Raw genomic sequence first — 13,399 nt, forward strand, 5'->3', positions numbered from 1 at the left:
ATGGTTAAGTCAGTAGATAGGGCGTTAACAATTATTTCATTAGTGAGCAAGCGTAAAGAAGGGATTGGGGTTACTGAGCTGGCCTCCAACCTAGATTTAAATAAAAGCTCTATATTCAGATTATTAAGTACTCTTGTAGATCATGGATTCATCGAACAAAATCCTGAAACTAAAAAATATAGATTAGGCTATAAATATTTAGAATTAAGTTCGATGCTGCTTGAATCTATTGACTTGAGAACTCAAGCTAAACCATTTCTGGAAGAGTTAGAATCACATATTAATGAAGTGATCCACTTGACCGTATATGATCAAGGAGAGGTAGTCTATATTGAAAAACTTGAGGGAAGTGAAACCCTTAGAACACATTCACAGGTAGGGAGACGTGCCCCAATGCATTGTACGGCAGTTGGGAAGGTAATCTTGGCCCATCTGCCATTAAATGAGATCGTAGATATAATTGACAAGCATGGTTTACCAAAACATACTGAACAAACGATTACCGATAAAGAATCCTTTTTTAAAGAATTGGGAAAAATAAGGAATGAAGGTATTGGTAGGGAAATTGAAGAAAATGAACAAGGAATCACCTGTATTGCAGCGCCAATTTTTGATAATCGTAAGAAAATTACAGCTGCTATTAGTATATCAGGACCAAGCATCCGAATGACTGAAGAAAGATTAACTGAAATTAAACCAATTATAATGGATATTGGTAAAAAGATTTCCAAGAGGCTTGGTTACACAGATAATTAAATAATGTGAAAAAGAATTGGTATAATGCCAATTCTTTTTTTGTGAACAAAAGGGGTTCGGGATTTTTCCTTCCTTATCAAATTTATCAGGTGGAAAAGGCTTCTTTCTATGGTTTGTCCAATCCTTGATTTAATTCATTTGAAGGCATCCTACCTCTTAATACAAACCTTTCACCAAGTCATAAATGAAAGTGAAATCAATGGCAGCCTCCATTTTACGACTAATGGTTCGCCGGCACCAGTTGATCTAAATAATCATTTCAAGTTGATCTCCCTGAATAGAATAATGTTTGGGAAGCATCCTCATCACCTCAAGTATTAATACTTCTATTTTAAAACAAATATGACTCTAGGCAAAAGTGTTCTACCTAAAAGGTAAGACAAAGTTGATTGGAACGTAAGGCTCCCCGACCGCCCGCGGAAAGCGAGCCTTACGTTCCAATCAACGTCAAATTGTACAAGCCAAAAAAATAGACAAACTCGATTTTCATCGAGTTTGTCTACAAAAAAAAGAATTGGTTTAAGACCAATTCTTTTTTTTGTAGACAGAAGGGGTTCTAAAAGTTAAAACAAAGTTGATTGGAACGGAGGGTGCGATACTTCTGCTGGAAAAGCGAGTGCCCGGAGAGGAGAACGTTCAAATTGTCTACAGTCTGAAAGAATGTATAAGACCAATTCTTTTTTTGTGGAAGTTTATTGAATCAAGTTTATCTTTGAATAGGAACTTTGGTGTTTTGCCCTGCGAAAAGTTTTATAAAAAATTTAATGGTAAAATACTTGAAATATTCAAAAAACGGTGATAATATCAAAATAAGAAACAAGGTTAGTTAATAAGCAACAGATTACTTATTTTTATTTTTTTAACCATTTAATGAAACAACGTTGCTTATTGTGCGACTAAAAGGAGGAGTAAATAGTGGATTTTTCTAAAGAGAAAGGCGAATTTTATAATAATCTAACGAAAACGATTCGCCGGCACATAGTTAAAATGACGAACCATGCTGGAAGTGGTCATCCTGGTGGTTCTTTATCGGCAACTGAATTAATGTCCGTCCTATTTTTTGAACACATGAATGTTGATCCTGACAACCCAGATTGGCAAGACCGAGATTGTTTCTTCTTATCTAAGGGGCATTGTACACCTGTATTTTATTCAGTATTAGCTGAAAAAGGTTTCTTCCCGGTTGAAGAATTAATGACATTCAGGGATGTTGACGGTAGGTTACATGGACATCCATGTGGAGAGCATATTCCAGGTGTAGACATATCTTCAGGATCACTTGGTCAAGGATTATCGGTAGCTAATGGTGTTGGATTAATTGCAAAACTGGATGGCAGCAATAGAAGATCCTATTGCATGATAGGTGATGGAGAATTACAAGAAGGTCAAGTTTGGGAAGCGGCAATGACAACTGCACATTACAATCTTGATAACGTTTGTGCGATTATCGACTGGAACAAAATTCAACTTGATGATTTTGTTGAAAATGTAAAAGGTGTAAAAAATCTTGGTGATAAATTTAGAGCTTTCGGTTGGCACGTTGTTGAAATTGATGGTCATGATATTCGTGCAGTTAATGAAGCGTATAAAGAAGCTAAACGCACTAAAGGAAGACCTACTGCAATTCTAGCTCATACGGTTAAAGGCAAGGGAGTTTCATTTATGGAAGATACCCATGATTGGCATGGAATGGCTCCGAATGATGAGCAATTAGAAATCGCTTTAAAGGAGTTGGCTTAAGATGGCAAATCAAGAAGCACCACGTAAAGGTTTTGCTGATGCACTAATTAGACTTGGTGAAAAACATGACAATTTAGTGGTACTTGACGCGGACTGCGCAAAATCGAATATGACAAATCTATATAAAAATAGATTTCCAGAACGCTTTTTTAACATCGGTATTTCTGAATGTGATTTAGTAGGTACCGCAGCCGGTATGGCAGTGGCGGGTAAAGTACCATTTGCCAATGCTTATGCAAACTTCCTTACTGGGCGCGCATTTGATCAAATGAGAATTTCAGTATGTTATTCAAATAACAATGTGAAAATTGTCGGTCATAACGCTGGTACATCAGCTGCTCAAGAAGGTGCAACACATTTACCGCTTGAAGATATTTCTTTAATGCGCTCACTTCCACGTATGACGGTAATTGTTCCAGCTGATGCGGTTGAAATGGAAAAAGCAGTAGAAGCTGCTTATTACCATGAAGGACCAATTTACCTCCGTGTTGGCAAATTACCAGTACCGATCGTTACCAAAAAAGAAGAACCATTCAAAATAGGTAAAGCAATTAAATACCGTGAAGGATCTGATATTACAATCATCAGTACTGGGATAATGCTTGATGAATCACTAAAAGCAGCAGGTGAATTGGAAAAGCAAGGTGTAAGCGCCGAACTTTTACACATCCATACAATTAAACCTATTGATAAAGAAGCCATTATTGCATCTGCTGCGAAAACAAAACATGTCATCACAGTTGAAGAGCATTCAATTATAGGTGGATTAGGTAGTGCTGTTGCTGAAGTATTATCGGAAAACCAACCAGCTAAATTAAGAAGAATCGGTACAAATGACCGTTTTGGGGTTTCTGGAAAAATGGATGAATTACTTGATTTATTTGAATTAAGAGCACACCGAATTATTTCTACTGCAAATGAATTATTAGGGCATAGAGTAACTAGCTAATCACATTTTAGATAATGAAAGGGGGAGGGTTTTTGTCAAACGCAACCCAATATCTAAGTTTAAAGGATACTTTAGACCTCTTCTCTAAATCGGATGACAGCCTTCGTGCTGAAATCAAAGCTCATTTAAATCAAACAAAACATAAGTTTATCGTTTTAGATGATGATCCAACAGGTGTTCAAACGGTACATGATATTTTTGTCATCACGGACTGGGGAAAAGACTGGATTAAAAAAGGATTATCTGATGAGAGAAGTGTACTTTATATTTTAACAAACACAAGAAGTTATAATGCAAAAAAGACGGAAAACATCAATAGGGAGATTGTCCAAAACATTGTTGACGTTACTAAGGAAATGGGAATCAATTATTCAATTATCAGTAGAAGTGACTCAACATTAAGAGGGCATTATCCACTTGAAATTAATGTGCTCCAAGATGAATTATTAAAAACTGCTGATGTACAAATTTCAGGTCATTTAATCATTCCGGCTTTTTTTGAAGCACATCGTTACACCATAGATAATATTCATTATTTAGGTGTGGACGGCCAGCTTGTCCCAGTAAATGAAACAGAATTTGCGAATGATTCCGTTTTCGGTTTCAAAACCGCTAATTTGCCAAAATGGATTGAAGAAAAGACAAATGGAAGCGTAGCTTCAGAGTCAGCATTGATCATTTCACTGGAAGATATTCATAATGGCGGCATTGATAGAGTTTATGAGATTTTACTATCTGCTAACAATAATACTCCTATTATAGTAAATGCTAAATCTTATTATGATTTGGACATCGTATCATTAGCTGTCCTTAAAGCAATTGATTCTGGCAAGCAATTCTTGTTTAGAACTGCAGCATCTATTGTAAAATCGATTGCGGGAATTCAGGATCGTCCATATTTATCAGCTAATGAGATTGTTTCAAATGATGAAAGCCAAAACAATGGTGGCTTTATTATAGTAGGTTCTCACACGAATAAAACTACGGAACAAATTAAGGAACTAATGAGTAAATACCCGATTGAACAAATCGAAATGAGTGTTGTGAAAGTTCTAAATAAAGAAACAAGAATTGAAGAGCTAACACGAGTATGTCAATTAGTGGATCAAAATATTTCTTCTAATCGCGATACGCTTGTATATACGAGTAGAGATTTAATTAGTGCGAAAGATAAGGAAGAAAACTTAAAGATAAGTCAAACTGTTTCAAGTTCTTTAGTTAAAGTTATTCGCTCACTAAAAGTAAAGCCGAAATTCATCATTGCAAAAGGTGGTATAACTTCGAGTGATGTGGCAACTGACGGCTTAGATATTAAATATGCAAAAATTTTAGGGCAAGCGATCGCCGGTGTTCCAGTATGGTTAACCGGAAGTGAAGCTAAGTTCAAAGATACACCTTATATCGTATTTCCGGGCAACGTTGGGGATAAAGATTCAATTGTTCAAATCTTTGAAAATATAAAAAAGGATCAAAAGGGAGAGATATAAATGGCTAAACAAAAAATGACAGCTGCTGAGTTAATTGCCTTGTATTTAGAAAAAAGAGGGGTGAAACATGTTTATGGTGTACCGGGAGCTGCGATTTTACCATTCTATGATGCAGTAAAAGAATTAACTAAAATTGAATCATATATTGTTCGTCACGAACAAACGGGTGCTTTCATGGCTGATGGTTATTCAAGAGCAACTGGTGAAGTAGGCGTATGTGCTGCCACATCAGGTCCTGGCGGAACTAACTTCTTAACTGGCCTTTACGGTGCATGGATGGATTCCATTCCAATGATAGCCATTACCGGTCAACAAAAAAATAGTTTAATTGGAACCATGCAATTCCAAGAAGCGCCTATCGTTGAAATGGCAAAGCCTGTAACGAAAGCTGCATACCGTTTAACTGACGGTTCGAAAGCTGCTGAATTTATCCATGAAGCATGGGTAACAGCTACTACTGGCAGAAAAGGCCCAGTTCTTCTTGATTTACCAGTTGATCAACAAAAAGTTGAAATAGAAGTCGACTTAGATGTACTTATCGGTTCTACTCCAGTCGATAACTTACCACAAGCTTCTGACGCTGATATAGAGAAAACATTGGAATTATTAAAAGATGCTAAAAGACCGGTCTTACTATCTGGTGGAGGGGTCAACATTGCAAACGCTACCATTGAATTGAAAGCGTTAGCTGAAGAACTGCAAATCCCTGTAGTAACTTCTGGCATGGGGATGGATACCTTCCCTAACGATCACCCTTTATTCGCTGGACGTATGGGAACGATGCTTGATACTCCATTCGGTAACAAAACAATTGTTGAAGCTGACTTAGTAATCAACCTTGCCGGACGTTTCGCTGATCGTTCAACTGGTAATGTTTCTGTATTCACACAAAACGGTAAGAAAATTATCCACGTAAATCTTGATAATAAGGAAATTGGTAAAGTTGTGCCAACGATTTTAGGTATCGTTTCTGATGTTAAAACATTCATGGTTAAACTTGCAGAAGCCCATAAAGCACTTGGTGCTCAAGTAGCTTCAACTGCCGAAGTAGGTACTAGAGTTAACTTAACTGAAGAGCGTAAGAAATGGGCACGAAAAACGGATTACACAACACTTCCAATCAGACAAGAACGTGCATTGCGAGAACTTCGTGAATTCTTAGATCGAGATGCCTTCGTATCACATGACTGCGGTATCAGCCAAATCTGGTCTTCTCAATTATTTGAAACGTATGTACCAAGAACTTACTTATTAACTGGTGGTGCGGGGACAATGGGTTGGGGCCTTGGTGCAGCAATGGCAGCGAAACTTGCATTTCCTGAAAGACAAAGTGTAAACATCCTTGGTGATGGAAGCTTGGGGATGTCATTACAAGATATTGCTACAGCTGCAAAGCATGATATTCCGGTCATTATTTTCTGTATGAATAACTCATTAATGGGATTAATTCGTCAACAACAAAACTGGTTCTATAATGGACGTCAAATTTCTACGGACTTAATTTACAAAAATGAATTATGTGATAATGAAGAGCGCGGAATCGACTTTGTCAAAACGGCTGAAGGTATGGGTGTTCGTGGTGAGCTTGTTACACATTATGATGATATCAAACCAGCTCTGCAACGTGCAGTTGACTCAGGTAAACCATATTTAATCGAAGTTATAGTTGATCCAGATCCTAAGAACGCATGCGAATTCTCTAATAACGGTGCACTTAACGGCTTCAAATACTCTGAAAAGATTGATTATTCTAAATAATCATCACTCTTGATGGAAGTGTTTTTTGAAGCAATGGGATATAACCTATTGCTTCAAAAAACATATAGTAATGAAAAGCAGTCTTGACTGTACTTAAATAATGGGTTCATTAAAGGAGGGAAGCCGAAAAATCGGCGAAACAATGTCAGCAAATCTTCATAATTCTATGAAAGTCGGAATTGTTCACTTCATGGCTTATCCGGAAACAATGGGTGGAGATGGCCCAGCTGTTGAAACAATTAAGAAAATTGTACAAGATGATTTTTTCTCTGGAATTGAAATTACATCTATTAACAATCCTGAAGAACGTAAAGAAGCTGCTCAAATTTTACAATCTGGTGGAATGAATGTAGGATTTGGTGCACAACCGATTCTATTAAGAAACAAAGGAAACCTTAATTCTTTTGATGAAGCTGAGCGTAGAAGGGCTATCGATTTAGTAAAAGGCGGAATTGACCAGGCTTACGAAGTAAATGCTGCTAAACTTGGTTTCTTAAGTGGGGCTAAACCAGATACTCAACAAGATGTTGCCTTACAATTACTAACGAATTCTATCAAAGAATTATGCGATTATGCAAAATCCAAAGGTGATTTAGTACTCTCACTTGAAACATTTGATGATGAGACTGATAAGAAATGTTTAATCGGTTCGAATAAACTTGCTGTTGAAGTTGCAAAAGAAGTTCGTAAAGTAGATCCCACTTTCGGTTTAATGCTTGATTTAAGTCATTTACCAATGCAGCGTGAAACGTCTCATGATGCATTAACGTTAGCTCGTGATTATATTAACCATGCCCATATCGGAAATTGCTATATTAAAGATACTTCTGATCCTGCTTACGGCGATCAGCATCCGCGTTTCGGATATCCAGGAAGTGAAGTTGATGTTCCTGAATTAGCGGAGTATTTACGATCTCTATTAGAAATTGGTTACATCGGTGAAGGTATAAAGAATATAGTCGCTTTTGAAGTAAAACCTGTCGGTACAGAATCATCTGATATTGTAATTGCACAGTCAAAACGTACTCTCGTTGATGCATGGTCATTATTACATTCAAAAAAAGGGCGTTTAGTTAGTTAGCCTATATATATATGTACGATATGTATTAAACGGTGACAAGTGCTTTTGCTTGTCACCGTTTAATCTAACTTTTAATTAGCTTATCATGCAGAATTCCTATTGAGCAAAGACTAAATAAAGTGTTAATATGACTTTGCATATTAAGTAACTGGATTTAAATAACAAAAATTTTACTTAGAGATTAAATTGGCAGGGAAGTGATCGATTGGTTAAACTTCAGAAGGATGTTGATGCTATAAGAATCAACACTAGAACCGAAGAACTTGCTGCTTGTTCATCCACAACTGTTGGCGTCACTAGACTACCTTTCACAGTGGAAAGTTTAAAAGCAGAAAGTCTAGTTGAAGAGTGGATGAAAGCAGCTGGGATGACGGTAAGAAAAGATGCTCTTAATAATATAATCGGACGTTATGAAGGGAAAGATCCTACAGCTCCAGTTTTAATGATTGGTTCACATTTAGATAGCGTGATTGAAGCAGGTAAATATGATGGGATTCTAGGAGTTATAACTGGAATAGAAGTTGTTCAAACTCTTAAGGATAATGGCATTATATTATACAATCCAATCGAAGTGGTAGGTTTTTGTGATGAGGAAGGAGTAAGGTTTCACTCAACTTTCCTTGGTAGTAAAGCGATTGCAGGAACTTTTACTGCTGAAGATTTAGAAAGAGCAGATGAACAAGGAATAACAATTGCTGAAGCGTTAAAAGGAATTGGTATTGCTGACCCATATGCTTTTAAAGACGCTAGTCGTACTCCAGAAGAACTTCTCGCTTATTTGGAACTTCATATCGAACAGGGGCCTGTGCTTGAGAAGGAGAATGAACCTGTCGGCATAGTTCGTGGGATTGCTGGTGCTACAAGATTTTATTTTGAAATTATCGGGAAACCTGGACATGCAGGGACAGTTCCTGTTGCCCTTAGACAAGATGCGCTTTTAGGAGCTAGTGATCTCATTTCCTACATTGAGAACATCGCTATCCAAAATGAACCATTAGTGGCGACCATCGGAAAACTTACTGTAAGTCCGGGTGCTAGTAATGTAATACCTGGCCTTGTAACAGGAACGCTGGATATCCGTGATTTAAATGTGGATCGTAAGAAAAAAGCCATTGATGCCATATTAACTGAAGGTGAAAGAGTAGCAAAAGCTAGAGGACTCCAAATTCATTTTGAACAGGTCATGGAGGCTGATCCTGTATACTGTGATGAACAATTGATTAAAGTAATCGAGGAGTCCATTAGCGAATTGGATGGCAGTCCTATCAGTCTTGTAAGCGGTGCTGGTCACGATGCAATGGCTATGGCGGAGGTAACGAATGTTGCAATGATTTTCGTTCGTTGTAAAGATGGTCTCAGTCATCACCCAGATGAATTCGTGACTGTAGAAGATATGGGTGCAGGAGCTAGAGTCCTTTACTCTACAGTGATTAAGATAGCCACAAAACAATATTGAGGAACTTATAAGTTTTAGCTATCAACTAAAAGAGAACTTACAAAAAAACTCGTGATCCGACTGTATCGGAACACGAGTTTTTTCAAAATGAATACATTTCAATTATAGGACAAAGATCCTTCATTCGATGAAACAGTCATGCGTATCGACAATAATCCAATGTAATTTAAAAAAGCCACTGAAATTCCTGGATTCCTCCATAATCCAAGACACTTCCAGAAAATAAAGTCGAGATTTACTCTTTATATTGATCTCTGTCTGCGTGGAGCAGTTTACCTTCAGTCAATTTCTGCTTTAGTAGTGATTACAATAGCTTATTAATCACTATTACCCCTGAAAATTGAACTCATGAGTAAAGCTATACGTAAATGAAGTGAGTTTTTTGCATCATGAACGGAATAATTCAACATGTCCTCACATTTGGCAATTCGGTATTTAACGGTATTACGGTGAACAAACAGTTTCCTGGATGTAATAGCAAGTTCGCAATTATTATCCAAATATACCAATAAGGTATTAACTAAGTCTTTTTCATCTTTATTTTTCGGGTATGATAAAGAACGTAAAGTATTTTCATAAAATTTTTTTAAATCTTTTTCGGGAATTAACCGAATCAGTTCGATTAATTGCTTGGTCTCGTAAAAGTTGATAAATTTATTTTGAAACAGTTCAGCCCCATTTGTCCATGCTTCCACTGCCTCTTCGTATGTAAGGTGGATATAGGTAAGGTCATTAGAAAAGTTACCAACTCCAAACGACAACGAAATTTTTAGATTTGAATAAGCCTCATTCTGGAACTCCTTCAGCCTTTCTTCTATTATGCTTTTAATCGAATCATTAATATTCAGAGGAGCTTGCATCAAAATAACAAAATATCCATCTTTCATAAAAACGATGTTGTTAGTATCTATTTTTAAAAATGATTTATGTAAAAATTTATATAAATAGTCGTATAATCTATTCATTATGTCTGCACTTTTTTGTAAAGCGTTTTGTTTATCATCATCAATCTTACATACAATGCATACATATTTCATATTGTCGATTAAGCCATGCTGTTTTCCCCTATGAATAATTTCTTGTTTGTTAGAAATCTTTCCATCAACAAGGGAAGCAAAAAAGTTATTTTCTAACAAACGACTGTTTTCTCTAATAGCCTCGTTTTTAAGCAGCGTGAATGAAATGACTGTTGATGCTTGTTCTATAGCTAATTGTGAAGATGGGTATGAAAGCTTCTCAGGGTGAAGAATTAATAGAAAATAGGGATAGGGACGCATTGTTTTCACCCGAAACATTTTTATAGAAATGTCCGTATTTTGGATGTCGATAGTAAGCTGGTTTTTCTCTAGGTATGTTTCTATATCACGTTTAATTTGTTCTTGAACATTTTTCATAACGATTTTCATATTTCCTGTACGAAAGTGATGAGAAAAGGATGTCACATCACCAATAGGATCAAGTAGGAGAACAGGACATTTTAATAGGGAGCCAAGATTTTCAATTAAAGAATTCAGACTGTAGCCTTTTATCATCATATTGGTAAATTCCTTGTGAATATGCATCGCATAGAATAACTCTTCAATTTGGTTATCCCATATAAAGCTTAATAATTGATGAGCAACCGCACCTAATGTTAATGTCTCTGGAATTTGAATAATTGGAAATTCTAATGAATCGGCCAATTCGATTACATCCTGCGGGATCTCATCAATGAATCTTTTAAGTTTAATGGCAATCCCTGCACATGGAAGTTCATTAATTTGGGAAATGAGATTGCATAATGCATGGGGGTCGTTTTTAAAAGCGTATCCTGTTGTCAATAATAGGGAGTTCTTAGCTAAAAAATTGATGGCATCTGGTGTTTCTGAAATCTCAATTGATTCTACTTTCCTTTTAAGTCCGGCATGTCCAGCAATAATTTTGGCTTCTTGAAACACATCAACGATAAATAAATCTTCTACCTTTTTCATCATACACCTTCTAATTCTACATTTTGTCAGTTTTTATTACTAGAAAGGGAAGCAAACGAATCTTGTTAAATTTGGACAAAAATTTAAATGGAAATTGTTTACATCGCATAATGATTTTGTGAATGAATCCGCTTATAATCAATTGTATAGAGGATTGAAGGTTAATGAAACTGTTTTCAAAATTTTTTTTACATTCCATAAATCCCAAGTTTTTTATTATATTTAGAAACTATATTTATATTTTGAGCGCATACAATTCGCCAATTTTTGCCTGCTCTCAAGCTATTATTTGCTCTATCATTTTTCTCAGGTACAATGCTCGCATTCGTTCATCTATATTGTTTTTGTTTAAAAAGCGCAACAGAAACGAGAGGATGTGGTTAAAGGGGCTTAATTGATGGAAACGTGAAATAGCCAGGAAAAGAGTCCGAATATTTAAAAAAATGATCAGTGTTGACGACCTTGGTGAGGGTGCCGTACAAAACAAGATAACAGCCAAGGCTGCGCATCTCGCTTCCTGTCTTCATAAAGGTGGATGCGATTCTTTCCAAAATTGCTTGATAGAAAGTGGAATCTACTAAATCTCAAAACGATGTTCAGAATGTAATAGTTGTATTTCATTCCGAATATTTACGTTCCAACAGCCCAAAGCAAGATGTTCGTTTCTTCATTATGCAACTGTAAAAGAGGATTGGCCTTAAAAGTTTTTATAAAATTTGATTTCCCATAGAAAGGAATGAACCTATGGCTACATATGATTTACTCATTAGAAATGGAAATCTTGTAATGTTTGATTCGATTGTTCAAGGAGATATTGCAATTAAGGAAGGGAAAATTAAAGAAGTGACTATTGGCAAAAATATTGATGCTTTAGCAACAAGAGAAATTAATGCTGAGGGGCAGCACATCCTCCCAGGATTAATTGATACTCATGTTCATTTCAACGAGCCAGGCAGAACTGAGTGGGAAGGTGTTCAAACTGGTAGCAGAAGTTTAGCGGCAGGTGGGGTGACAACCTATTTTGATATGCCATTGAACAGTACACCACCAACAATCAATAAAGAATATTTGGCATTAAAGAGAGCTTGCTCCGAAGAAAAGTCGGTAGTCAATTGCCGCTTTTGGGGTGGACTTATACCGGAAAATATTGAGAATATTAAGGAACTTGATGAAAATGGAGTAATTGGATTTAAAGCTTTTATGTCACCGAGCGGAATTGTCGATTTCAATCATGTCGATGATAGTACGATTTTTAAAGGGATGAGAGAAATTGCCTCTGTTGGTTCACTTTTAGCCGTTCATGCTGAAAGTACAGTGATTTGTGATCAGCTTGCACAAGAAAAACAAAGACAAAAAAAGACAACTGCAAAGGACTTCGTCGAATCAAGACCGATAATTTCCGAAATTGAAGCGGTAAGAAGAATAATTTCATATGCAGAAGCTACAGGGTGTAAACTGCATATTGTTCATGCGAGCAGCCGCAAAGTAGTGGAAGTCATCAATCAGGCAAAACAAAGAGGCCTGGATATTACGGTAGAAACATGCCCTCATTATTTATCTTTGACATTAAAAGACTTAGAGGAAAAAGGCGGATTGGCAAAATGCTGCCCTCCACTGCGTGATGATGAAGAAGTAGAACAATTATGGGAAGCTGTAGCAAACGGTGAAATTGACGTAATAGCATCCGACCATTCACCAGCACCTTCCTCTATGAAAGAAGTAATAAATGATGACTTTTTCAGTGCCTGGGGTGGGATTTCCGGTGCCCAATCCACGCTCAATATTATGTTGACAGAGGGGCATTTCAACCGTAATCTTCCTTTGGGGAAAATTGTTGAATTAACATCAACGAATCCAGCTAAGTTATTTGGCCTTTATCCCCATAAAGGGATAATAGCCGTTGATAGCGACGCTGATCTGGCAATAGTTAATCTGAACAAAAGCTTCGAACTGAAAAAGGAAGATTTGTTCTACCGCCATCAGCAGTCGCCTTATGTTGGCAGGACATTCAAAGGGCAAGTAACAACAACGATCGTCAATGGGGATATTGTTTTTGAAAATGGAAGCATTACCACTGTGGAAAAAATTAAAATCTAGGATTGTTAAGCATAAAGGACTGGAGAAAATCTTTTATCTATAATGAACAAAAATATAAAACGTTTTTATCAATTAGGCATAAAGACTAATTAAATGAAAGCGGTT

Annotated in this window: 9 protein-coding genes; 8 read left to right on the plus strand and 1 reads right to left on the minus strand. The window is 36.6% G+C overall.

From position 1 onward, the window contains the following. From NYE65_RS17510 to NYE65_RS17540, 7 genes are all read left to right on the plus strand, one after another. Positions 1-756 (plus strand): IclR family transcriptional regulator, encoded by a 756-nt coding sequence (locus NYE65_RS17510; protein ID WP_340861352.1) that lies wholly within the window; start codon positions 1-3, stop codon positions 754-756. Positions 757-1,671: 915 nt separating this feature from the next. Beyond that, positions 1,672-2,496 (plus strand): transketolase, encoded by an 825-nt coding sequence (locus tag NYE65_RS17515; protein ID WP_268590694.1) that lies wholly within the window; start codon positions 1,672-1,674, stop codon positions 2,494-2,496. 1 nt (position 2,497) lies between these two features. Beyond that, entirely contained in the window at positions 2,498-3,445 is a 948-nt protein-coding gene (locus tag NYE65_RS17520) for a transketolase family protein (RefSeq protein ID WP_034314953.1), read from the plus strand. 32 nt (positions 3,446-3,477) lie between these two features. Then, a complete protein-coding gene (locus tag NYE65_RS17525) occupies positions 3,478-4,932 on the plus strand; it encodes a four-carbon acid sugar kinase family protein (RefSeq protein ID WP_328176148.1) in 1,455 nt (484 codons plus the stop codon). Next, positions 4,933-6,690, plus strand: a complete 1,758-nt coding sequence (locus NYE65_RS17530) for a thiamine pyrophosphate-binding protein (protein WP_340861353.1) — start codon at positions 4,933-4,935, stop codon at positions 6,688-6,690. A gap of 190 nt (positions 6,691-6,880) precedes the next feature. Further along, a complete protein-coding gene (locus NYE65_RS17535) occupies positions 6,881-7,771 on the plus strand; it encodes a sugar phosphate isomerase/epimerase family protein (RefSeq protein WP_340861354.1) in 891 nt (296 codons plus the stop codon). A 205-nt stretch (positions 7,772-7,976) separates the two neighbouring features. After that, positions 7,977-9,227, plus strand: coding sequence for an allantoate amidohydrolase (locus tag NYE65_RS17540; RefSeq protein WP_340861355.1), 1,251 nt, complete (start codon positions 7,977-7,979; stop codon positions 9,225-9,227). 317 nt (positions 9,228-9,544) lie between these two features. Here NYE65_RS17540 and NYE65_RS17545 read toward each other — a convergent pair whose 3' ends face one another. After that, positions 9,545-11,197, minus strand: coding sequence for a PucR family transcriptional regulator (locus NYE65_RS17545; RefSeq protein WP_063577191.1), 1,653 nt, complete (start codon positions 11,195-11,197; stop codon positions 9,545-9,547). Between the two features lie 744 nt (positions 11,198-11,941). On the opposite strand from NYE65_RS17545, the gene NYE65_RS17550 reads away from it, so the two are divergent. Continuing rightward, positions 11,942-13,294 carry an allantoinase gene (locus NYE65_RS17550; protein ID WP_340861356.1) on the plus strand — a complete coding sequence of 451 codons (1,353 nt, stop codon included), beginning with the start codon at positions 11,942-11,944 and terminating at the stop codon, positions 13,292-13,294. The last annotated feature ends 105 nt before the right edge of the window (positions 13,295-13,399 follow it).

The sequence above is a fragment of the Peribacillus sp. FSL R5-0717 genome, from assembly GCF_038002945.1.
Classification (GTDB): Bacteria; Bacillota; Bacilli; order Bacillales; family DSM-1321; genus Peribacillus; species Peribacillus frigoritolerans.